The 21,241-nt window shown below is 64.2% G+C and carries 20 protein-coding genes; 8 read left to right on the top strand and 12 right to left on the bottom strand.

From position 1 onward, the window contains the following. Positions 1-127: 127 nt before the first annotated feature. The 8 genes from era to rpoE form a co-directional block, all read right to left on the bottom strand. Positions 128-1,030 carry a GTPase Era gene (gene era, locus C6A77_RS22535; RefSeq protein ID WP_114171483.1) on the bottom strand — a complete coding sequence of 301 codons (903 nt, stop codon included), beginning with the start codon at positions 1,028-1,030 and terminating at the stop codon, positions 128-130. After that, complete coding sequence (rnc, locus tag C6A77_RS22530; RefSeq protein WP_112250542.1) at positions 1,023-1,712, bottom strand: ribonuclease III; 690 nt, start codon at positions 1,710-1,712, stop codon at positions 1,023-1,025. The genes era and rnc overlap by 8 nt, the downstream gene beginning before the upstream one ends. Before the next feature lie 161 nt (positions 1,713-1,873). Continuing rightward, positions 1,874-2,728 (bottom strand): signal peptidase I, encoded by an 855-nt coding sequence (lepB, locus tag C6A77_RS22525; protein WP_114171481.1) that lies wholly within the window; start codon positions 2,726-2,728, stop codon positions 1,874-1,876. A gap of 5 nt (positions 2,729-2,733) precedes the next feature. Next, positions 2,734-4,533: a translation elongation factor 4 gene (lepA, locus tag C6A77_RS22520; RefSeq protein ID WP_114171480.1), complete on the bottom strand. Its 1,800-nt coding sequence runs from the start codon at positions 4,531-4,533 to the stop codon at positions 2,734-2,736. 179 nt (positions 4,534-4,712) lie between these two features. Further along, positions 4,713-6,146, bottom strand: coding sequence for a DegQ family serine endoprotease (locus C6A77_RS22515; protein WP_114171478.1), 1,434 nt, complete (start codon positions 6,144-6,146; stop codon positions 4,713-4,715). Between the two features lie 187 nt (positions 6,147-6,333). Beyond that, positions 6,334-7,296 carry a MucB/RseB C-terminal domain-containing protein gene (locus C6A77_RS22510; protein ID WP_114171477.1) on the bottom strand — a complete coding sequence of 321 codons (963 nt, stop codon included), beginning with the start codon at positions 7,294-7,296 and terminating at the stop codon, positions 6,334-6,336. Positions 7,297-7,308: 12 nt separating this feature from the next. Beyond that, positions 7,309-7,899, bottom strand: a complete 591-nt coding sequence (locus C6A77_RS22505; RefSeq protein WP_114171475.1) for an RseA family anti-sigma factor — start codon at positions 7,897-7,899, stop codon at positions 7,309-7,311. Between the two features lie 31 nt (positions 7,900-7,930). Further along, entirely contained in the window at positions 7,931-8,512 is a 582-nt protein-coding gene (gene rpoE, locus C6A77_RS22500; protein ID WP_003252049.1) for an RNA polymerase sigma factor RpoE, read from the bottom strand. Between the two features lie 434 nt (positions 8,513-8,946). Here rpoE and nadB point away from each other — a divergent pair, with 434 nt between their 5' ends. Then, positions 8,947-10,551 carry an L-aspartate oxidase gene (gene nadB, locus C6A77_RS22495; RefSeq protein WP_114171474.1) on the top strand — a complete coding sequence of 535 codons (1,605 nt, stop codon included), beginning with the start codon at positions 8,947-8,949 and terminating at the stop codon, positions 10,549-10,551. A 118-nt stretch (positions 10,552-10,669) separates the two neighbouring features. Here nadB and C6A77_RS22485 read toward each other — a convergent pair whose 3' ends face one another. Together C6A77_RS22485 and C6A77_RS22480 are read right to left on the bottom strand one after the other, a co-directional pair. Then, positions 10,670-11,128 carry a protein YgfX gene (locus tag C6A77_RS22485; RefSeq protein ID WP_114171472.1) on the bottom strand — a complete coding sequence of 153 codons (459 nt, stop codon included), beginning with the start codon at positions 11,126-11,128 and terminating at the stop codon, positions 10,670-10,672. Next, positions 11,112-11,366, bottom strand: coding sequence for a succinate dehydrogenase assembly factor 2 (locus C6A77_RS22480; RefSeq protein ID WP_003252043.1), 255 nt, complete (start codon positions 11,364-11,366; stop codon positions 11,112-11,114). The genes C6A77_RS22485 and C6A77_RS22480 overlap by 17 nt, the downstream gene beginning before the upstream one ends. 133 nt (positions 11,367-11,499) lie before the next feature. On the opposite strand from C6A77_RS22480, the gene C6A77_RS22475 reads away from it, so the two are divergent. Both C6A77_RS22475 and C6A77_RS22470 read left to right on the top strand, forming a co-directional pair. Further along, on the top strand, positions 11,500-12,441 hold the full coding sequence (locus C6A77_RS22475; RefSeq protein ID WP_114171469.1) for a folate-binding protein YgfZ: 942 nt from the start codon (positions 11,500-11,502) through the stop codon (positions 12,439-12,441). A 53-nt stretch (positions 12,442-12,494) separates the two neighbouring features. Continuing rightward, positions 12,495-13,301 (top strand): HDOD domain-containing protein, encoded by an 807-nt coding sequence (locus tag C6A77_RS22470; RefSeq protein ID WP_114171467.1) that lies wholly within the window; start codon positions 12,495-12,497, stop codon positions 13,299-13,301. Positions 13,302-13,428: 127 nt separating this feature from the next. Here C6A77_RS22470 and C6A77_RS22460 read toward each other — a convergent pair whose 3' ends face one another. Beyond that, a complete protein-coding gene (locus tag C6A77_RS22460) occupies positions 13,429-14,808 on the bottom strand; it encodes a sensor histidine kinase (RefSeq protein ID WP_114171466.1) in 1,380 nt (459 codons plus the stop codon). Beyond that, entirely contained in the window at positions 14,801-15,472 is a 672-nt protein-coding gene (locus tag C6A77_RS22455) for a response regulator (RefSeq protein WP_114171464.1), read from the bottom strand. Before C6A77_RS22455 ends, C6A77_RS22460 begins: the two co-directional genes overlap by 8 nt. A 199-nt stretch (positions 15,473-15,671) precedes the next feature. On the opposite strand from C6A77_RS22455, the gene C6A77_RS22450 reads away from it, so the two are divergent. The 5 genes from C6A77_RS22450 (at position 15,672) to C6A77_RS22430 (ending at position 21,111) form a co-directional block, all read left to right on the top strand. Further along, positions 15,672-16,961 carry an OprD family porin gene (locus C6A77_RS22450; RefSeq protein WP_114171463.1) on the top strand — a complete coding sequence of 430 codons (1,290 nt, stop codon included), beginning with the start codon at positions 15,672-15,674 and terminating at the stop codon, positions 16,959-16,961. A 46-nt stretch (positions 16,962-17,007) separates the two neighbouring features. Then, positions 17,008-17,988: a tripartite tricarboxylate transporter substrate binding protein gene (locus C6A77_RS22445; protein WP_016488839.1), complete on the top strand. Its 981-nt coding sequence runs from the start codon at positions 17,008-17,010 to the stop codon at positions 17,986-17,988. Between the two features lie 122 nt (positions 17,989-18,110). Then, entirely contained in the window at positions 18,111-18,569 is a 459-nt protein-coding gene (locus C6A77_RS22440; protein ID WP_114171461.1) for a tripartite tricarboxylate transporter TctB family protein, read from the top strand. Between the two features lie 3 nt (positions 18,570-18,572). Continuing rightward, positions 18,573-20,087 carry a tripartite tricarboxylate transporter permease gene (locus C6A77_RS22435; RefSeq protein ID WP_114171459.1) on the top strand — a complete coding sequence of 505 codons (1,515 nt, stop codon included), beginning with the start codon at positions 18,573-18,575 and terminating at the stop codon, positions 20,085-20,087. Further along, the gene (locus tag C6A77_RS22430) at positions 20,080-21,111 is read left to right on the top strand and encodes an AbrB family transcriptional regulator (protein ID WP_114171457.1); all 1,032 of its coding nucleotides are present in this window, start codon (positions 20,080-20,082) and stop codon (positions 21,109-21,111) included. The genes C6A77_RS22435 and C6A77_RS22430 overlap by 8 nt, the downstream gene beginning before the upstream one ends. The last annotated feature ends 130 nt before the right edge of the window (positions 21,112-21,241 follow it).

Here is a 21,241-nt window from a genome sequence, read left to right as displayed (position 1 = left end):
CCCCCCCCACCCCCCCCCCCCCCCCCCCCCCCCCCCCCCCCCCCCCCCCCCCCCCCCTTTTGGGGGGGGGGGGGGGGGGGGGCGGCCCCCCCGGCGATGGGCCGCGTAGCGGCCCCAACGGTATTACTTAGAGGTCGCCGTAACCCAGCGAACGCAGGGCGCGCTCGTCGTCGGACCAACCGCCTTTCACCTTGACCCACAGGTTGAGCATGACCTTGGAGTCGAACAGCACTTCCATGTCCTTGCGCGCCTCGGAGCCGATGCGCTTGATGCGCTCGCCCTTGTCGCCAATGATGATTTTTTTCTGGCCGTCGCGCTCGACCAGGATCAGCGCGTGAATGTGCAGCACATGGCCTTGCTGCTTGAATTCTTCGATTTCCACGGTGATCTGGTACGGCAGCTCCGCACCCAGCTGGCGCATGATCTTCTCGCGCACCAGTTCGGCGGCCAGGAAGCGGCTGCTGCGGTCGGTGATCTGGTCTTCCGGGAAGAAGTGATCGTTCTCCGGCAGGTGCTTGGCGATCTGTGCTTCCAGCGCCTCGAGGTTGTGCCCCTGCTGCGCGGAAATCGGCATCACTTCGGCATTCGGCAACTGCTCCTGCAGCCATTGCAGGTGCGGGATCAGTTCGGCCTTCTCTTCCATGCGGTCGGTCTTGTTGACCGCGATGATCAGTGGGCCGGTCACGTACTGCACGCGCTCCAGCACCAGCTGGTCCTCGTCGGTCCATTTGGTGCGGTCGACCACGAAGATCACCACATCGACGTCCTTCAGGGCCGCCGAGGCGTTGCGGTTCATGTAGCGGTTCAGGGCCTTGTCGTTGGCCTTGTGCATACCCGGGGTATCGACGTAAATCGCCTGCACATCACCCTCGGTCTTGATGCCGAGCATGTTGTGACGGGTGGTCTGCGGCTTGCGCGAGGTGATCGCCAGTTTCTGGCCGAGGATGTGGTTGAGCAGGGTCGACTTGCCCACGTTGGGGCGGCCGACGATGGCCACATAGCCGCAGCGGGTCGGGGTGTTTTCAGTCATTGCCATTCTCCACGCCCAGGGCGATCAATGCAGACGCGGCGGCGACTTGCTCGGCAATACGCCGGCTGACGCCCTGACCACGGCTCTTGTTGTTCAGCAGCACTACCTCGCATTCGACGAAGAAGGTACGGCAATGCGGTTCGCCCTGGATATCCACCACTTCGTAACGTGGCAGCTCACAGCTGCGCGACTGCAAAAATTCCTGCAGGCGGGTTTTCGGGTCCTTGTTGGTATCGACCAGGGTCAGCCCCTCGAACTCGTCGGCCAGCCAGGCCAGCACGCGCTCCCGGGCAGTTTCCATGTCGGCGTCCAGGTAGATGGCGCCAATCAGCGCCTCCAGGGCATCGGCCAGAATCGACTCGCGGCGGAAGCCACCGCTCTTGAGCTCACCCGAGCCCAGGCGCAAATAGTCACCCAGGTCGAAACCACGGGCCAGACGGGCCAGGGTCTCGCCCTTGACCAGGCGCGCACGCAGGCGCGACAGCTGGCCTTCGCGGGCCTGCGGAAAGCGCTCGAACAGCGCCTCGCCGGCGACGAAGTTGAGAATGGCGTCACCGAGAAACTCCAGGCGCTCGTTGTTGCGCCCGGCGTAGCTGCGATGGGTCAGGGCCAGAAGCATCTGGTCCTGATTCTTGAAGGTATAGCCGAGCTTTCGCTCCAGACGGGCAAGGGAAGCAGTCATGCGGCCACCCGTTCGTTGTTCAACGCGTTGTTCAAATCAACATCCTGAAAGACTGTTTGGCTGTGGCCCGCCGCAATGTGCGGCGAATCTCCCGATCCCTGAGAACACAGCCTATGTCAGAAATGCATTCGGCGCTGCCTGCTGGCCAGCGCCGATGGGTATCAATGGATCAGACCAACCCGCGACAGGTTGGGCAGGTGGTTGAGCTTGGGCTCTGGCCAGCTCATCCACACCGCGAAGGCCTTGCCGACGATGTTCCGGTCCGGAACCATGCCGTGCAGTTCCTTGGGAATGTTCGGGTCATCCCAGTAACGGCTGTCGTTGGAGTTGTCGCGGTTGTCGCCCATCATGAAGTAATGGCCTGCCGGTACGGTCCATTGCTGGTCCGGTGGCATGCGGTAACGGCTCATTTCCTTGCGGATCAGGTGTTCGGCCTCACCGAGTTTTTCCTTGTACAGCTCGGCGCTGCCCAAGGTGCCCGGCTCGGTGCCCACCAGTTGTTCGGCAATCGGCTGGCCGTTGACGAACAACCGCTTGTCGCTGGTATAGCGGACCTGGTCGCCCGGCAGGCCGACCACTCGCTTGATGTAGTTGACGTTCGGGTCGCTCGGGTAGCGGAACACCATCACATCGCCGCGTTGCGGGTCACCCACTTCGATGACCTTCTTGTCGATCACCGGCAGGCGAATGCCATACGAGAACTTGTTCACCAGGATGAAATCGCCCACTTCCAGGGTCGGTTTCATCGACCCCGACGGAATCTGGAACGGTTCGACCAGGAACGAGCGCAGCACCAGCACGATGAACAGCACCGGGAAGAACGACTTGCCGTATTCAACCAGCAATGGCTCCTTGCCCAGGCGCTCGACCACCGCCACCTCGGGCTGGCTGACACTGCCCTGGTAACTGGCGATTGCCGCGCGCCGGCGCGGGGCCAGGAACAGCAGATCGATCAAGCCCAGCAGGCCGCAGACGAAGACGGCGATGACTAGCAACAGCGGGAAATTTAGCGACATAGGACCTAGCTATCCAACCTGAGCACGGCGAGGAAGGCTTCTTGTGGAATCTCCACGTTGCCCACCTGTTTCATGCGTTTCTTACCGGCCTTCTGCTTCTCCAGCAGCTTCTTCTTACGGCTGACGTCGCCACCGTAGCACTTGGCCAGTACGTTCTTTCTGAGCGCCTTGACGGTTGTACGCGCGATGATCTGGCCGCCGATGGCTGCCTGGATCGCCACATCGAACATCTGCCGAGGGATCAGTTCCTTCATCTTCTCGGTCAACGCACGGCCTTTGTAGGCCGCGTTGTCGCGGTGCACGATCAATGCCAGGGCATCGACCTTGTCGCCGTTGATCAGTACATCCAGCTTGACCAGGTTGGCCGACTGGTAGCGATCGAAATGATAGTCCAGCGAAGCATAGCCGCGGCTGGTGGACTTGAGACGGTCGAAGAAGTCCAGTACCACTTCGTTCATCGGCAGGTCGTAGCGCACCTGCACCTGGCTGCCGAGGAACTGCATGTCGCGCTGTACGCCACGCTTCTCGATGCACAGGGTGATGACGTTGCCCAGGTGCTCCTGCGGCACCAGGATGGTCGCGGTGACGATCGGCTCGCGGAAGTCGGCGACCGCCGAGACGTCTGGCAGCTTCGACGGGTTGTCGACGGTGATGGTTTCACCGGTTTTCAGTTCCAGCTGGTAGATCACGCTGGGTGCAGTGGTGATCAGGTCCAGGTCGTATTCGCGCTCCAGGCGCTCCTGGATGATCTCCATGTGCAGCATGCCGAGGAAGCCGCAACGGAAGCCGAAGCCCAGGGCGTCGGAGCTTTCCGGCATGTATTGCAGCGACGAGTCGTTCAGGGTCAGCTTCTGCAGCGCATCGCGGAAGTCCTCGAAGTCGTCGGAGCTGACCGGGAACAGGCCGGCGTAGACCTGCGGCTGGATCTTCTTGAAGCCTGGCAGCACCTCGACCTCAGGGGTCGTGGACAGGGTCAGGGTGTCACCGACCGGGGCACCGTGAATGTCCTTGATGCTGGCGATGATGAAGCCCACTTCGCCGGCTTTCAGGTCGGCGGTCTGGGTGTGCTTCGGGGTGAACACGCCGACGCTGTCGACCAGGTGCACCTTGCCGGTGGACTTGACCAGAATCTTGTCGCCTTTCTTGACGCGGCCCTGGCGCACGCGCACCAGCGAGACCACGCCCAGGTAGTTGTCGAACCAGGAGTCGATGATCAGCGCCTGCAGAGGGGCGTCGATCTCGCCTTCCGGCGCTGGGATGGAATGCACCAGGCGCTCGAGCACCTCGTCCACGCCCATGCCGCTTTTGGCGCTGCAGGCCACGGCGTCGGTGGCGTCGATACCGATGATCTTTTCGATCTCGTCCTTGACGCGGTCCGGGTCGGCCTGGGGCAGGTCCATCTTGTTCAGCACCGGCATGACTTCCAGGCCCTGCTCGATGGCGGTATAGCAGTTGGCCACGGACTGGGCCTCGACGCCCTGGCCGGCATCCACGACCAGCAGCGCGCCTTCACAGGCGGCCAGCGAGCGCGAGACTTCGTAGGTGAAGTCGACATGGCCGGGGGTGTCGATGAAGTTCAGCTGGTAGGTCTTGCCGTCTTGCGCCTTGTAGTGAAGCGTGACGCTGTGGGCCTTGATGGTGATACCGCGCTCACGCTCCAGGTCCATGGAATCGAGCACCTGGGCTTCCATTTCGCGTGCCGACAGGCCACCGCACATCTGGATGAAACGGTCGGCCAGCGTCGACTTGCCATGGTCGATGTGGGCGATGATGGAGAAATTGCGGATATGACTCAAATCACTCACGGGTCAACACTCGAAAAGGCTGCGAGCCGGACGCCCGCCGAAAAATAGCCGGGAATTGTACCTTAAACTGCCGGCACATGGGAGGTTCCTCTATCGGGCTATGCAGCGCATTCGCCCGTGCAATTGTGAGCTTCCATTAAAAAGGGCAGCCAAAGCTGCCCTTTCTTCATTCACGCCGCTTATTCAGCGAGCTTGAAGGTAATGAAGCTGGCACGGCCCTGGCGCAGCACGCGCATCGACACCGAACGGTTCTTCGGCAGCTCCTTGGCGATTTCGGTGAATTCCTTGGCCGAACCGATCGCCTGGTTGTTCAGATGGCTGATGACGTCACCCGGGCGCAGGCCGATCATTGCCGCCGGGCCATCCTGAACTTCCTTGATCACCACGCCACCCTTGAGTTCCAGGGCTTTCTTCTGCTCGGCAGTCAGGTCGGCCACCGACACGCCCAGGCGGTTGCTGCTGCGCTCGGCACTGCCTTCGGCGCCGGTACCGATCTCGGCATCGTCGTCCGGCAGAGCGCCAACGCTGATGTCCAGGTTCTGACGCTTGCCGTTGCGGATGATCTCCAGCTTGGCCTTCTCGCCATCCTTGAGGCTACCGACCAGGTGCGGCAGGTCGGCCGACATGACGATCGGCTGGCCGTTCATGCTCAGGATCACATCGCCCACCTGCAGGCCGCCCTTGGCTGCCGGGCCGTTCTCCAGCACCTGGGCTACCAGCGCACCGGCCGGTTTGTCCAGGCCGAAGGATTCCGCCAGGTCCTTGTTGACCTCCTGGATCACCACGCCCAGCCAGCCGCGGCTGACCTTGCCGTCCTTCTTCAGCTGGTTGGACACATCGATCGCCACATCGATCGGGATGGCGAACGACAGGCCCATGAAGCCGCCGGAACGGGTGAAGATCTGCGAGTTGATACCCACTACTTCGCCGTTCATGTTGAACAGCGGGCCACCGGAGTTGCCCGGGTTGATGGCCACGTCGGTCTGGATGAACGGTACGTAGGTGTCGTTGGGCAGGGTACGGCCCTTGGCACTGACGATACCTTTGGTTACCGAATGATCGAAACCGAACGGCGAACCGATGGCCAGTACCCACTCGCCGACCTTGAGTTTTTCCGAATCACCCAGTTTGACGGTCGGCAGGTTCTTGCCCTCGACCTTGAGCAGGGCCACATCGGTGCGCGGGTCGGTGCCGACCAGCTTGGCCTGCAGCTCGCTGCGGTCCGACAGGCGCACGATGATCTCGTCGGCATCGGCCACCACGTGGTTGTTGGTCAGCACGTAGCCATCGCTGGAAATGATGAAGCCGGAGCCCAGCGACTGCGCCTCACGCTGGCGGTCGCCACGCGGCGAGCGCGGTTGCTGTGGCATGTTGCGCTCGAAGAACTCGCGGAACATCGGCGGCAGGCCTTCCAGGTCGGGCATCTGCCCGGCGGCGACGCGGCGGTCCGGCAGCTTCTGCTTGGTACTGATGTTGACCACGGCTGGCGAGGCCTGCTCGACCAGGGTGGTGAAGTCCGGCAGGGCTTCCTCGGCCTGGGCGCTGAGCACCTGGCCGAGCATCAGCACGGCGGCGAACATCGATAGGTAGGATTTCAAGCGTGGTATTGACATACGGCTCCCGTCACAACGAGCGGTAGTTTAGAAAGGCCCCTGCACAAAGCAGGAAAGGCCAGGCTCCAAGAAGCCTGACCTATAGAAAATTTGCCGAAGGATTGCAAATGACAATGCTTTAATTTCATTTCAGCGAAAGTCCGCGCGCCATGGCGCGGACCGCACGCCGGCCCGCAAAGGCGCGCCATCACTGGCGTGCCTGGCCATCCTGAGGGCGCATCGACAGCGCCACACGCTCTGCAGTGCCCAGCGGAATTTCGCCGACCACGGTAACCATCACCTTGCCCTTGGGCGTGTTCAACCGGCGCGAAACCGCCGAGGTCGGGCCAAGCTGGGTGCGCATGTCGGTCCCGCCATCATCCTTGACCGGTTCGAGGAACACCGAGAAACGCGCCAGGCCATCGTCATACATCAGGCTGCTGACGGTGCTGTCATGCTGCGGATCACGGCGCACCGCGCTGTTGACCAGTTCGAAGCCGGGCGGCAGCCAGTCCGAGCGCCAGCCAGCGACCGCCTCATGTTTGCTGGCAGCCGGTTGCTGTACCGGCTTGCAGGCAGCACTGGCACGCAGGTCGTCATCGCTGGGCGCTTCGGTGCTCAGGCGGGTCATCTGGAAGCGCTCGAGCAACTGCCCCTTGTCGTTGATCATCAACGAACGCAGCGGCAGGCCGGTCTTGTTGTCCAGATGCAGTTCGAAAGCATAGCGGTGCTGGTCGCGCGGGGTGAGCGTGAGGATCACGGCATCGCGCCCGGCGACCCGTGACTTGCCCGCCACGCTCAAATCGTACCAGCCCATCAGTTTAAGGGGATCGAGCACACGCTGGGCGGCGTCCGGGGGAGCCGTAACGCCGCTGGCCAAGGCCCCGCTGAGGCACTGAACCTTGCCATCCACGCGCACGATTTCCTGGGCGGCGCCATCGAGCTGCAATAGCCGCTCGCTGACTTTACCGTCCTCGACTCTGTGCCAGATCTCGTGGGAGGAGAAGCTGCCGTTGCGTTCGTAGACAAAAGAGCCTTGGTAGCTCTGCTTTTGCTCGGCCTGTGCCAGCTTGTTCAGCCACTCGCCCGCCTCGGGCGAAGAATTGGCTGCCAACGCTGGCACCGTCATGCAGCTGCCAATCAGCAGCGACAGGAGAGGTAGCGCGCGCATGATCCTCCTTACTTAACGGTTTTCCAGGCTGGCGGCGCGGGCGTACGGCAATGCAGTTTCGGTGCCCTTGAGCGCAGATTCCTGGGCATGCTGGCGCAGGTAGCCTGGGAGACGCTGGTCCCAGCCGGCCTGGTTCTGCAGCACGCCGTTGGCCATCGGCCCGGTCGGTTGCTCACTGCTCTCACTATAGCCTGCCAAAACGGCAGGGCCTTGTGCTTGTGGCACAGTCAGCCCTTGCTGGGCAGGTTGCTGCGCAGCCAGCTCGGCACCGGTGATTTCGTCCTGGTTGTACATGCGCACACCGGCCAACACCGCAACGGTGACCGAGGCAGCTACCGCCAGACGGCCAATGCTGCGCCATGGGCTTTGCTTGACCTTGGCCGGCACGGCTTCGTCGGCCAGTGCCGCCGACACCGCCGAGGCGATATCGAGGTTTGGCAGCAGCAGCTCCTTGTGCATGGCTGCACGAGCAACCTGGTAACGCGACCAGGTGGCACGGGTTTCAGCATCGTCGACGGCATTCAATACTCGACGCAGTTCAAGCTCGTCCGCTTCGTTATCCATCACCGCGGACAGCGATTCCTGCAAAGCTTCACGACTCATGGCGGTTCCTCTCTTGGCTGTCGCCGCTGTCTCAGGTTTCCTGCAGCAAAGGCTGCAGGGCTTTGTCTATGGCCTCCCGAGCGCGGAAGATTCGAGAGCGCACGGTACCCACCGGACATTGCATGACACTGGCAATGTCTTCGTAACTCAGTCCGTCGAACTCACGCAGGGTCAGCGCCGTACGCAGGTCTTCGGGCAGTTGCTGGATGGTGCGATGGACAGTGCCTTCGATTTCATCCCGCAACAACGAGCGCTCTGGGGACTCGAGATCCTTGAGGCCATGATCGCCGTCGTAAAACTCCGCATCCTCGGAGCTCACATCACTGTCTGGCGGCCGTCTTCCACGGGACACCAGGTAGTTCTTCGCCGTGTTGATGGCGATGCGGTACAGCCACGTATAGAACGCACTGTCGCCGCGGAAGTTGCCAAGCGCACGGTAGGCCTTGATGAAGGCTTCCTGTGCTACATCCTGGGCCTCGTGGGTATCGTGAACGAACCGCACGATCAACCCGAGAATCTTGTGCTGATACTTCAGCACCAACAGATCGAACGCTCGCCTGTCGCCGCGCTGAACGCGCTCGACAAGCTGCTGATCCTCTTCCTGGGTTAGCATGAACACTCCTCAGTGAACTCGAAGGAGCGTTGCATCTGCCATCGTTCAGGCTTGCAACCATAGACTCGGGCTTTGCGCAAAAGTTCTCCCCTCCAAGCAAGTTTCCTGCAGCCCTTGGTCGGCTTGCACGGAAGACGCGGGCGCGGTCACGGCCGGCTACGTCGATAATCAGGTTTCGTGTACGCAGGGACAGCCTGGACAGGCCTGCCGCCCTGCGTCGCCGCGGCAAATTGTGGCGTACGGGCAGCCTTCATAGGATTTCCGGCATTGTCGGAAAGTTCCCACAAGGTTGTCGCGACCAGGCAAGTGGCATGGAAATTGGCCACCCGGGGCTGCTATAAAGGCAACCCGGCCAGCCTCAACGATAGTTTCACAATGCCATCGGCGCGTGACTATTGTGCCGCGCCCCTTCCAAAGAATACTAGTGTCCCGACATGAGCCAACAATTCCAACATGATGTCCTGGTGATCGGCAGCGGTGCCGCCGGTCTCAGCCTGGCACTGAACCTCCCCAGCCACCTGCGCATCGCCGTGCTCAGCAAGGGCGACCTGGCCAACGGCTCGACCTTCTGGGCCCAGGGCGGGGTCGCGGCGGTGCTGGACAACAGCGATACCGTCCAGTCGCATGTCGAGGACACCCTCAATGCCGGCGGCGGCCTGTGCAATGAAGAGGCGGTGCGCTTTACCGTCGAACACAGCCGCGAAGCCATCGAGTGGCTGATCGAGCAAGGCGTGCCGTTTACCCGTGACGAGCACTACAGCGTCGACGACGGTGGTTTCGAATTCCACCTGACCCGCGAAGGCGGCCACAGCCACCGGCGCATCATCCACGCTGCCGACGCCACCGGTGCCGCCATCTTCACCACCCTGCTGCAGCAGGCCCGGCAACGCCCGAACATCCAGCTGCTGGAGCAACGGGTGGCGGTCGACCTGATCACCGAGCGCCGCCTCGGCCTGCCCGGCGAACGCTGCCTGGGCGCCTATGTGCTGGACCGCAACAGCGGCGAGGTCGACACCTTCGGCGCACGTTTCACCGTGCTGGCCACTGGCGGCGCGGCCAAGGTCTACCTGTACACCAGCAACCCCGATGGCGCCTGCGGCGACGGCATCGCCATGGCCTGGCGGGCGGGCTGCCGGGTGGCCAACCTGGAGTTCAACCAGTTCCACCCGACCTGCCTGTACCACCCGCAGGCCAAGAGCTTCCTGATCACCGAAGCCCTGCGCGGCGAAGGCGCCTTGCTGCGCCTGCCCAATGGCGAACGCTTCATGCCCCGCTTCGACCCGCGCGAAGAACTGGCCCCGCGCGACATCGTCGCCCGCGCCATCGACCACGAAATGAAGCGCCTGGGCGTGGACTGCGTGTACCTGGACATCACCCACAAGCCGGCCGATTTCATCAAGAGCCACTTCCCCACCGTGTACGAGCGTTGCCTGGGGTTCGGCATCGACATCACCCGCCAGCCAATCCCGGTGGTTCCGGCAGCGCACTACACCTGCGGCGGGGTGATGGTCGACGACCGCGGGCACACCGATGTGCCAGGCTTGTACGCCATCGGCGAAACCAGCTTCACCGGCCTGCACGGGGCAAACCGGATGGCCAGCAATTCGCTGCTGGAATGCTTCGTCTATGGCCGCGCCGCCGCAGCCGACATTCAGGCGCACCTGGAAGAAGTGGCCATGCCCAAGGCCCTGCCCGGCTGGGATGCCAGCCAGGTCACTGACTCGGACGAAGATGTGATCATTGCGCACAACTGGGACGAACTGCGGCGATTCATGTGGGACTACGTGGGTATCGTGCGCACCAGCAAGCGCCTGCAGCGGGCCCAGCACCGTATTCGTCTGTTACTGGATGAAATCGACGAGTTCTACAGCAACTACAAGGTCAGCCGTGACCTGATCGAGCTGCGCAATCTGGCGCAGGTGGCCGAGCTGATGATCCTCTCGGCGATGCAGCGCAAGGAAAGCCGTGGGCTGCATTACACCCTGGATTACCCGGGGATGCTGGACGAGGCCAAGGACACTGTTCTCAGCCCGCTCTAAGACCGGCGTCACGGCCTTCGCGGGCTCGACCGCTCCCACAGGTATTGCGCTGGCATCAGGCTTGGTGCAGTACCTGTGGGAGCGGGCAAGCCCGCGAAGAAGCCAACTCGGCCTAGACCTATACCTGGCTAACCTCAGCCCACCGACGGCGACTGTATTTCAGCCGCACCCGCAAACGCCGATGCTCATCAGCGCCCAAAGCATCCCCCGGTACACACTGGCTTTGCCCCACCCGTCGGCCCACCCGCACGAAACGCAACACCACCAACCCCGGCAACGCCACGCTGTCCCGGCACAGGCGCACCGGCTGCCAGCCACGGGCACGGCTGAACACCTGCCAGCCGCGCACGTCACGGCGCAGTCCGACCACGGCCTGTGCATGCGTCAGCGAGATACGTCGGGGAATGGCCCAGCCAGCGTGGGCAATACAGGTGGCGACAAGCGCAAGGCTCAACCACCCGGGCAGCGGGCTCGCCCATGCAGCGAGCCACGCCAGTACCTGGCAAACCAGGTAGACCGCCAGCAGCAGGCGCGAGCCTTGCCAGCGGCATTCGAAGCACTCACTTGGGCTGGACACGGTCCAGGATGATGCGGACCATGCGCTGCAGCTCCGGGTCTTCGGACTCGGTGCGCTCCATGAACCAGCCGAACATGTCCTGATCTTCGCAGCTCAACAGACGCACGTAGAGTTCGCGGTCGGTCTCGTTGAGCGTGGGGTAGACTTCCTGGGTGAAAGGCACCAGCAGCACGTCCAGTTCCAGCATGCCGCGGCGGCTGTGCCAGAAAAGCCGGTTGAGTTCAGTTTGTTCGACCATGGGGCCCTCCTCGAATGGCCCGCCAGTATACAGCCAGGCGCGCGAAGCGACACCGGGCGTTGGTCTAGTCACCTACCTATTTTGTTACCGGCGTTCTATGATGACCGCCAGTCTTTAGCCACCGCGATGTCCCATGGCCGATTCCGCTTTCTTCTGCCCCCTGTCCCACGAGGGCATCCTCGCTGTCCGCGGCTCCGATGCAGGCAAGTTCCTGCAAGGCCAGCTGACCTGCAACATCAACTACCTCAGCCCGCAACACGCCAGCCTCGGTGCCCGCTGCATGGTCAAAGGGCGCATGCAGTCGACCTTCCGCATCCTGCCCGAAGGCAATGGCTACCTGCTGGCCATGGCCAGCGAGCTGCTCGAGGCGCAACTGGCCGACCTGAAGAAATACGCCGTGTTCTCCAAGGCCACGCTGACCGACGAAAGTGCCGCCTGGGTACGCTTCGGCCTGCACGACGGTGACGCGGCGCTGCAGGCGCTGGGGCTGGAAGTGCCCGCCGCCGCCGGCAGCACCGTGCGCCACGAAGGGCTGATCGCGATTGCCGTGTCCGCTGGCCGCGTGGAGCTCTGGGTGCCGGCGGACAATGCCCCCGGCGTTCGCCAGGCGCTGGCCGCCGCGCTGCCTGAAGGTAGCCTCAACGACTGGCTGCTGGGGCAGATTCGCGCCGGTATCGGCCAGGTCATGGGGCCGACCCGCGAGCTGTTCATCCCACAGATGATCAACCTGCAGGCCGTCGATGGCGTAAGCTTCAAGAAAGGCTGCTACACCGGCCAGGAAATCGTCGCCCGCATGCAGTACCTGGGCAAGCTCAAACGCCGTCAGTACCGCCTGGCCCTGGCTGAACAGAGCCTTCCGGCCCCGGGGGCCGAGATTTTCTCGCCCACCCACGGTTCGTCGGTCGGCGAAGTGGTCATGGCGGCCAGCGACGGCACAGGCTGCGAACTGCTCGCGGTGCTCAGCGCCGAAGCGGTGGAAGACGACAACCTGCACCTGGGGAGCCTCGATGGCCCGCGCCTGCAGGTGCTGAGCCTGCCTTACGAACTGGACCGCGACCGGGAAATCCAGCGCTGACCAGCCTGCCCCGCCCGATGGCGGGGCCGCACCACACTGCGGTAGAGACGCCCATGAACAAGCTGGCCGAGATGGTTCAAGCACAGTTGCTCGATGCCATCGAAAAGGATGACCTGGTCCTGCCGACCCTGCCCGAGGTTGCCCTGAGCATCCGCGAGGCGGCGGAAGACAGCGAGATCAGCGTAGCGGCCCTGAGCAAGGTGATCGGCCGCGATGCGGCCCTTTCAGCGCGCCTGATCAAGGTCGTCAACAGCCCGCTGCTGCGCGCAGCGGTCGAGGTCACCGACCTGCACACCGCCATCACGCGGCTGGGCATCAACTACAGCTGCAACCTGGCCATCGGCCTGGTGATCGAGCAGATTTTCCACGCCCGCGCACCGGCGGTAGAACAGAAGTTGCGCGATATCTGGGCCAACAGCCTGGATGTGGCTGGCATCAGCTACGAAATTTGCCGCCGCTTCACCGAACTCAAGCCCGACCAGGCCACCCTCGGCGGGCTGGTCCACCAGATTGGCGCACTGCCGGTGCTGATCTACGCCGAAGAGCACAACGAACTGCTGTCCGACCCGGTGTGCCTGCACTATGTGATCGAGCAGATCCAGCCGGTGCTGGGCGACAAGATTCTCAAGGCCTGGGAGTTTCCGGAGCAGCTGGTCAACCTGCCGAGCCAGGTGCAGGACCTGGACCGGCAAACCGACAAGGTCGACTACATCGACATCGTGCAGATCGCCCGCTGCATCAGCCAGCGCGGGCGCCACCGGCCACTGGCGGCCTTGCCGGCGTACCGTCACCTGGGGCTGCCGTTCGGCACCGAGCTGGAAGTGGATGAACTGATCGAGGCGCGGAGCATGTTGCGCTGATCTGCGCCAACCTGTACCGGCCTTTTCGCGGGTGAACCCGCTCCAACAGGGACCGCGCCGCTGCTGAAGGCTGCGCTGTACCTGTGGGAGCGGGTTCACCCGCGAAAGGGCTGGTACAGGCAACACATCAATCAGCGATAAAACTCACCCGCACCCGCAACCCGCCCTTCGCACCGTCATGCAGGCTCACCTGCGCCAGGTGCGCCCGGCAAATCTCGCCGACGATCGCCAACCCCAGCCCGCTGCCCTGCGCACTGCGCCGGTAGAAGCGCTCGAAGACCCGCTCGCGCTCGGCCTCGGGAATGCCCGGCCCGTCGTCCTCGACCTCCAGCACCGCCGGCGCCATCACCCGCAGAATCACGTTGCCGCCCGCTGGCGTATGGGCCAGGGCATTGTCCACCAGGTTGCTCAACAGCTCGTTGAGCAGCGTCGGCTCGCCCTTCAGCCACACCGCTGACTCGGCCTCCAGCGCCAGTGCCACGCCCCGCTTGTGCGCCAGCGGGGCCATGGCCATGCCCAGTTCACGGGCCAGCTGGCTCAAGTCCAGGCGTTGCGCACCACCTTCGGCGATCGCCCGCGCGCCGTTTTCCACCCGCGCCAGCGACAGCAGCTGGTTAGCCAGGTGCGTCAGCCTGTCGGTGCCCTGGGCCGCAGACTCCAGGGTCTGCCGCCATTCCTGCGCTTCGGACGAGCGCAAGCCGAGCTCGACCCGCGCCTTCAGCGCGGCAAGTGGCGTGCGCAACTCATGCGCGGCGTCGGCGATGAACTGCGCCTGGCGCTCGAACTGGCCGCGCAAACGCTCGGTGAAGTGGTTCAAGGCGCGCACCAACGGGCTCAGTTCGCGCTGCACCTGCACCACCGGCAAGGCCCGCAGATCGTCCGGCTGGCGCTCTTCCACGGCCGTGCGCAGGCGCTCCAGCGGCCGCAACGCGGCACTCACGGCAAACCACACCATCACCAGCGCGCCCAGCGCCAGCATGCCAAGGCGCAGCAGCGTATCGGTCATCAGGTCACGGGCCATGCGCACCCGCGCTTCCTCGGTCTCGGCCACGCGGATTTCCGCCATGCCATTCATGTTCGGTTCGCTGACTGCCTTCAGCAGGCTGACGACGCGCACGTCCTGGCCCTGGTAGGTGGCGTTGTAGAAGCGCGCCAGCGCCGGGTAATCGTCGGTGCGCGGCGTGCCCGGCGGCGGCGCTGGCAGGTTCTCGTAACCGGAAATCAGCCGCTGCTGGATGTCCAGCACCTGGTAGTAGATGCGCCCGGCGCTGTCGTAGGCGAAGGTGTCCAGGGCCACATAGGGCACATCCGCGCTCAACGAACCGTCGCGCTGCGACAGGCCTGCGGCAATGGTCCGCGCCGAGGCCAGCAAGGTCCGGTCGTAGGCGGTGTCGGCGGCCTCGCGGCCGTTCCAGTAGGCACTCAGGCCGCTGGCCAGCATCAGCACCACCAGCAGCAAGGCCAGGTTGCCGAGCAAGCGCCCACGCAGGCTGCCGTTGTCACGCATCGCGGTGCTCGAGCAGATAGCCCAGGCCACGGAAGGTGACGATGGCCACCGGCTGGCCGTCGAGCTTCTTGCGCAGGCGGTGGATGTAGATTTCGATGGCGTCGGGGCTGGCCTCTTCGTCCAGGCCGAATACCTGGGCAGCCAGTTGTTCCTTGCTCATCACCCGGCCCGGGCGGGCGATCAGCGCTTCCAGCACGCTCTGCTCGCGCGAGGTCAGGGTCAGGTTGTCGTCACCCAGGGTGAAGCGCCGGGTGTCGAGGTCGTACACCAGCGGCCCGCAGCGTTGCTGGCGCTCGCCGCCGAGTACGCTGCGGCGCAGCAAGGCCTTGACCCGTGCTTCCAGCTCGGTCAGCTCGAACGGCTTGGCCAGGTAATCGTCGGCCCCCAGGTTCAGGCCGTGGACCCGGTCCTTCACGTCGCTGCGCGCGGTCAGCATCAGCACCGGCAAGGTCTTGCCACGGCCGCGCAGGCGCGCCAGCACCTCGAAGCCGTCCATGCGCGGCAAGCCGACATCGAGCACGGCCACGGCGTATTCCTCGCTGGCCAGGGCCAGGTCGGCGGCTACGCCGTCGTGCAGCACATCCACGGTCAGGCCATGGCTTTTCAGGGCCTGAGCCACGCTTTCGGCCAGTTGCAGGTGGTCTTCGACCAGCAGCACACGCATCGGATTCTCCCTGCTCGGGTGGACGGTGGCGCGGAGTGTACCGCTGTCGGCGGGCCTGTGAAGCCCCTGATGACAAACCTTTCACGCTGAAAGGTTAGCGAAAGGTTCGTTACCTAGCATCGCACCACGGTCGCCCTTCGCGCCGAAAAAAGCACCAGCAAGGTGCAACGAATAAGAACAATAAACGGAGCCATCAGTGATGCTGTCATTGCAGCCGCAGGCGTTCGCGCCTACCCGTTCCTTTGCCGCACGCCCCTCTGCCATCGCCAGCGCCCTTGCGCTTGCCGGTGTCGCCCCGGTCAGCCAGGCCGCCTTCTTCGAAGACAGCACGGCCACCTTCGAAACCCGCAACATGTACTTCAACCGCGACTTCCGCGACGGCACCAGTGCGCAGCAATCCAAGCGCGACGAGTGGGCCCAGGGCTTCATCCTCAACTTCGAGTCCGGCTATACCGATGGCACCGTGGGCTTTGGCCTGGACGCACTGGGCATGCTCGGCATCAAGCTCGACTCCAGCCCCGACCGCACCGACACCGGCCTGCTGCCGACCCACGATGACGGCAAGGCCGCCGACGAGTACTCCAAGCTCGGCCTGACCGGCAAGGTGAAGGTGTCGCAGACCGAACTGAAGATCGGCACGCTGATTCCCGAATTGCCGACCCTGCAGCCCAACGACGGGCGCATCCTGCCGCAAACCTTCGAAGGTGGCCTGCTCACTTCGAAGGAGGTCAAGGGTCTGACCTTCACCGGCGGCCGCCTGGACAAGGCCAAGGACCGCAACGACACCAACTGGGAAGACCTGGCGCTGAACAACAAGAACGGCCGCTTCGGTGGTTCGTTCAGCGCCGACAACCTGGACCTGGCCGGCCTCGACTACCAGTTCAGCGAGCGCATCACCGGCAGCTACCACTTTGCCCAGCTCGACGATATCTACCGCCAGCATTTCATCGGCATGCTCGCCACCCAGCCGTGGGGCCCGGGTACCTTCGGCGCCGACCTGCGCCTGGCCGTGAGTGACGACGCCGGTGCCGCCAAGGCCGGCAACATCGACAACACCACCGTCAACGGCATGCTCAGCTACGCCCTGGGCGGGCACAAGGTCAGCGCAGCCTGGCAGCAATTGTCCGGCGACAGCGCGTTCCCGTACGTCGATGGCGCCGATCCGTATCTGGTCAACTTCGTCCAGATCAACGATTTCGCCGGCGCCGACGAGCGCTCCTGGCAAGCCCGCTACGACTACAACTTCGCTGCGCTCGGTATCCCCGGCCTGACCTTCATGACCCGTTACATCAGCGGCGACAACGTCAGCCGCGCCGCCGGTGGCGAGGGTAAGGAATGGGAACGCAATACAGAGATGAAGTACGTGGTACAAAGCGGCCCGTTGAAAAACGTCGCCGTGCGCCTGCGCAACGCCACCTTCCGCTCCAATTTCGCCCGCGACGCGGACGAAGTGCGGCTGCTGGTGAGCTACAGCGTGGCGCTGTGGTAAGCCCATAGCGATAACTCGATAACAACAACGCTCACGGAGATAGACGATGACCTTTTCACTGCGCCGCCTCGTCCTCGCTACCGGCTGCCTGCTGCTGGCCGGCAATGCCCTCGCCGCCGAACCGAAACGCCCCGAATGCATCGCCCCCGCCTCACCCGGCGGTGGCTTCGACCTGACCTGCAAGCTGGTGCAAAGCGCCCTGGTGCAGGAAAAGATCCTCAGCAAGCCGATGCGTGTCACCTACATGCCCGGCGGGGTTGGCGCGGTGGCCTACAACGCCGTGGTCGCCCAGCGCCCGGCCGACGCCGGCACCCTGGTAGCCTGGTCCAGCGGTTCGCTGCTGAACCTGGCCCAGGGCAAGTTCGGCCGCTTCGACGAGAACGCGGTGAAATGGCTGGCCGCCGTCGGCACCAGCTACGGTGCCATCGCGGTGAAGAGCGACTCGCCCTACAAGACCCTCGATGACCTGGTCGCGGCGCTGAAGAAAGACCCGAGCAAGGTGGTGATCGGCTCCGGCGGTACCGTCGGCAGCCAGGACTGGATGCAGACCGCATTGATCGCCAAGGCCGCCGGCATCAACCCGCGCGACCTGCGCTACGTGGCCCTGGAAGGCGGCGGTGAAATCGCCACGGCACTGCTGGGCGGGCACATCCAGGTGGGCTCGACCGACATCTCCGACTCCATGCCGCACATCCAGAGCGGCAACATGCGCATCCTCGCGGTGTTCTCGGAAAACCGCCTGGACGAGCCCGAGATGAAGGACATCCCCACCGCCAAGGAGCAAGGCTACGACATCGTCTGGCCGGTGGTACGCGGCTTCTACCTGGGGCCAAAGGTCAGCGACGAGGACTACGCCTGGTGGAAGGCCTCGTTCGACAAGATGCTGGCCTCGGAAGACTTCGCCAAGCTGCGCGACCAGCGCGAGCTGTTCCCGTTCGCCATGACCGGCGAAGAACTGGACGGCTATGTGAAGAAGCAAGTGGCTGACTACAAGGCGCTGGCCAGGGAATTTGGCCTGATCCAGTAAGCCTGTCGGATTCACCACAATCCCTGTGGGAGCGGGCGTGCCCGCGAAAAAGCCACCGCGGTGTGCCACCGGCGTTGCCGGTGTTCGCGGGCATGCCCGCTCCCACAAACGAGGACTCTACGATGATCCTGCAACGCATCTTCGCCCTGGCCCTGCTGGCGGTGTGTGCCGCCCTGGCCGTCATGGCCTGGCCCTACCAGGCAGCGTTTTCCTATGAACCGGTAGGCCCGCGCGCCTATCCGCTGTTGATGCTCGGGCTGATGGGCCTGGGCCTGCTGTACCTGGTGTTCCGCCCCACGCCCATCGTGCGCAAGGACGACGAACCGGAACTGGACCGCGAAACCCTGACCAAGATCGCCGCCTGTGTCGGCCTGCTGATCGTTTTCGCCGCGACCTTCGAAGCCCTGGGCTTCATCCTCAGCGCCATCCTCGTCGGTGTGCCCATGGCCCGCCTGTACGGCGGCCGCTGGCTGCACAGCCTGATCGTGGTGGTGGGCATGAGCCTGTTCCTCTACTGGCTGTTCGACCGCGTGATGGAAGTGCCCCTGCCCCTTGGCCTGCTGAGCGTACTGGAGAACTGACACATGGATACCTTGAGCTACCTGGGCCAGGGCTTCGGCGTCGCCCTGTCCCCCTACAACCTGGTCACCGCCCTTTCCGGCACGCTGATCGGTACCGTGGTCGGCCTGCTGCCGGGCCTGGGCCCGATCAACGGCGTGGCGCTGCTGATCCCCATCGCCTTCGCCCTCGGTCTGCCGCCGGAATCAGCGCTGATTTTGCTGGCTGCGGTGTACCTGGGTTGCGAATACGGCGGGCGCATCAGTTCGATCCTGCTGAACATCCCGGGCGAAGCCTCGACCGTGATGACTACCCTCGATGGCTATCCGATGGCGCGCCAGGGCCTGGCGGGCGTGGCGCTGTCGCTGTCGGCCTGGAGTTCGTTCATCGGTGCGCTGATCGCCACCTGCGGCATGGTGCTGTTCGCCCCGCTGCTGGCGAAATGGGCGATCGCCTTCGGCCCGGCGGAGTACTTCGTGCTGATGGTGTTCGCCATCGTCGCGCTTGGCGGCATGGCCGGTGACAAACCGCTGAAAACCTTCATCGCCGCGCTGATCGGCCTGTTCCTCTCGGCGGTCGGCATCGACGCCAACAGTGGCGTGTACCGCTTCACCGGCGACAGCGTGCACCTGGCCGACGGCATCCAGTTCGTGGTGCTGGTGCTGGGCCTGTTCTCGATCAGCGAAATCCTTCTGCTGCTGGAAAAGACCCACCACGGCCACCAGGCGGTCAAGGCTACCGGGCGCATGCTGTTCAACTTCAAGGAAGCGGCCTCGGTGTTCGTGGTCAACATCCGCTGCGGCCTGCTGGGCTTCATCATGGGTGTGTTGCCAGGTGCCGGCGCAACGCTGGCCAGTGCCGTGGCCTACATGACCGAGAAACGCCTGGCGGGTGACAAAGGCAACTTCGGCAAGGGCGACGCCCGTGGCCTGGCTGCGCCGGAAACCGCCATTGGCGCTTCCTGCTGTGGCGCCCTGGTGCCGATGCTGACCCTGGGTGTACCTGGCTCGGGCACCACTGCGGTGATGATCGGTGCCCTGACCCTGTACAACATCACCCCGGGCCCGCTGTTGTTCGAACAACAGCCAGACATCGTCTGGGGCCTGATCGCCTCACTGTTCATCGCCAACATCATGCTGGTGATCCTCAACATCCCGATGATCCGCATCTTCACCCGCATCCTTGCCGTGCCGAACTGGGCGCTGGTGCCGGTAATCGCCATCATCACCGCCATCGGCGTGTACGCCGTGCATGCCACCACCTTCGACCTGTTCCTGATGGTCGGTATCGGCATCATGGGCTACATCCTGCGCAAGCTGGACTTCCCGCTGTCGCCCATCCTGCTCGGCTTCATTCTCGGTGGGCTGATGGAGCAGAACCTGCGCCGGGCGCTGTCGATCTCCAACGGCGAACTGGGCATCCTCTGGTCGAGCCCGATCAGCATGTCGGTATGGGTGCTGACTCTCTGCATGCTGACCCTGCCGCTGCTGCGCATCTGGCGCAAACGCAGCCAACAGCGCCAGGCCATGGCCGATGCCTGATCGGCCTTCGCCGCTGTTCGTCGCGACCGGGCTGGTCGGCCTTGCGGGTGGCTTTGCCGCCAGCAAGGTCGGCTGGCCTTTGCCGTGGATGGTCGGCTCGCTGCTGGCAATCATCCTGGTGCGCTGCCTGACGCCCTGGCAGCTGTCGGAAATCCCCAACGGCCGCAAATGCGGGCAGTGGATCATCGGCATCGGTATTGGCCTGCACTTCACCCCGGCAGTGATCGAGCAGGTGGCCAGCCACTTCGCGCTGATCTTCTTCGGCGCGCTGTTCACCACCCTGTCGAGCGTGATCAGCGTGTGGTTGCTGCGCCGTTCCGGTGAGGACCGCGCCACCGCGTTCTTTGCCAGCATGCCGGGCGGTTCGGGGGAAATGGTCAACCTCGGCTCGCGCAATGGCGCGGTGCTCAGCCAGGTGGCGGCGGCGCAGAGCCTGCGGGTGCTGGCGGTGGTGCTGTGCGTGCCGGCGTTGTTCAAGTTTTTGCTCGGCGATGGCGTGCCGCTCAATCACGCTGGCAGCGTGAGCTGGGGCTGGCTGGCGTTGATTGCCCCGCTGGGCGTGGCCGTTGCCTTGTTCTGGCAGCGCTTGCGCCAGCCCAACCCATGGTTGTTCGGGCCGCTGCTGGTGGCGGCGGTGGTGAGCCTGGCGGGCAACCTGCAGATCGCCCTGCCCCATGGCGCCAGCCAGATCGGCCAGTGGCTGATCGGCAGCGGCCTGGCCTGCCATTTCAACCGCGCGTTCTTCCGCCGGGCGCCAGCGTTCCTTGGGCGGACCCTGGTCGCCACGACGTTGTGCATGGCGATCGCCGGCAGCGCGGCGTGGGCCTTGAGTGTGATGACCGCGCTGGATTTGCGTTCGCTGACGCTGGGGATGATGCCGGGCGGCATAGCCGAGATGAGCCTGACGGCGGAGACCTTGCAGTTGTCAGTGCCGCTGGTGACGGCGCTGCAGGTGATGCGCCTGCTGTTCGTGCTGTTTCTGGCGGAGCCGTTGTTCCGCTTGTGGAATGCCAATTCAGAATAAATTGTGCCGGCCTCTTCGCGGGTAAACCCGCTCCCCCCCCCCCCCCCCCACCCCGGGGGGGGGGGGGGTGCCGCCCCGGCGGCGGAGGCGGGACCCCCGCCCCCCCACACCCCCGCCGGACCCCCTGGGT

Origin of the sequence: Pseudomonas sp. AFG_SD02_1510_Pfu_092 (genome assembly GCF_003331055.1) — a bacterium.
Classification (GTDB): Bacteria; Pseudomonadota; Gammaproteobacteria; order Pseudomonadales; family Pseudomonadaceae; genus Aquipseudomonas.
Note: the sequence above shows the minus strand (reverse complement) of the source record. Positions and strands in the feature narration are given on the sequence as shown.

Excerpts from the sequence above, each read along its gene's own strand:
- C6A77_RS22455 (WP_114171464.1), bottom strand. The coding sequence starts at position 15,472 with ATGCGTGTGCTGCTGGTCGAAGACCACCTGCAACTGGCCGAAAGCGTG.
- C6A77_RS22430 (WP_114171457.1), top strand. The coding sequence starts at position 20,080 with ATGCCTGATCGGCCTTCGCCGCTGTTCGTCGCGACCGGGCTGGTCGGC.
- lepB (WP_114171481.1), bottom strand. The coding sequence starts at position 2,728 with ATGTCGCTAAATTTCCCGCTGTTGCTAGTCATCGCCGTCTTCGTCTGC.
- C6A77_RS22450 (WP_114171463.1), top strand. The coding sequence starts at position 15,672 with ATGCTGTCATTGCAGCCGCAGGCGTTCGCGCCTACCCGTTCCTTTGCC.
- rnc (WP_112250542.1), bottom strand. The coding sequence starts at position 1,712 with ATGACTGCTTCCCTTGCCCGTCTGGAGCGAAAGCTCGGCTATACCTTC.
- rpoE (WP_003252049.1), bottom strand. The coding sequence starts at position 8,512 with ATGCTAACCCAGGAAGAGGATCAGCAGCTTGTCGAGCGCGTTCAGCGC.
- C6A77_RS22440 (WP_114171461.1), top strand. The coding sequence starts at position 18,111 with ATGATCCTGCAACGCATCTTCGCCCTGGCCCTGCTGGCGGTGTGTGCC.
- C6A77_RS22470 (WP_114171467.1), top strand. The coding sequence starts at position 12,495 with ATGAACAAGCTGGCCGAGATGGTTCAAGCACAGTTGCTCGATGCCATC.
- C6A77_RS22480 (WP_003252043.1), bottom strand. The coding sequence starts at position 11,366 with ATGGTCGAACAAACTGAACTCAACCGGCTTTTCTGGCACAGCCGCCGC.
- C6A77_RS22475 (WP_114171469.1), top strand. The coding sequence starts at position 11,500 with ATGGCCGATTCCGCTTTCTTCTGCCCCCTGTCCCACGAGGGCATCCTC.
- C6A77_RS22505 (WP_114171475.1), bottom strand. The coding sequence starts at position 7,899 with ATGAGTCGTGAAGCTTTGCAGGAATCGCTGTCCGCGGTGATGGATAAC.
- C6A77_RS22460 (WP_114171466.1), bottom strand. The coding sequence starts at position 14,808 with ATGCGTGACAACGGCAGCCTGCGTGGGCGCTTGCTCGGCAACCTGGCC.
- C6A77_RS22445 (WP_016488839.1), top strand. The coding sequence starts at position 17,008 with ATGACCTTTTCACTGCGCCGCCTCGTCCTCGCTACCGGCTGCCTGCTG.
- nadB (WP_114171474.1), top strand. The coding sequence starts at position 8,947 with ATGAGCCAACAATTCCAACATGATGTCCTGGTGATCGGCAGCGGTGCC.
- era (WP_114171483.1), bottom strand. The coding sequence starts at position 1,030 with ATGACTGAAAACACCCCGACCCGCTGCGGCTATGTGGCCATCGTCGGC.
- C6A77_RS22435 (WP_114171459.1), top strand. The coding sequence starts at position 18,573 with ATGGATACCTTGAGCTACCTGGGCCAGGGCTTCGGCGTCGCCCTGTCC.
- C6A77_RS22515 (WP_114171478.1), bottom strand. The coding sequence starts at position 6,146 with ATGTCAATACCACGCTTGAAATCCTACCTATCGATGTTCGCCGCCGTG.
- C6A77_RS22510 (WP_114171477.1), bottom strand. The coding sequence starts at position 7,296 with ATGCGCGCGCTACCTCTCCTGTCGCTGCTGATTGGCAGCTGCATGACG.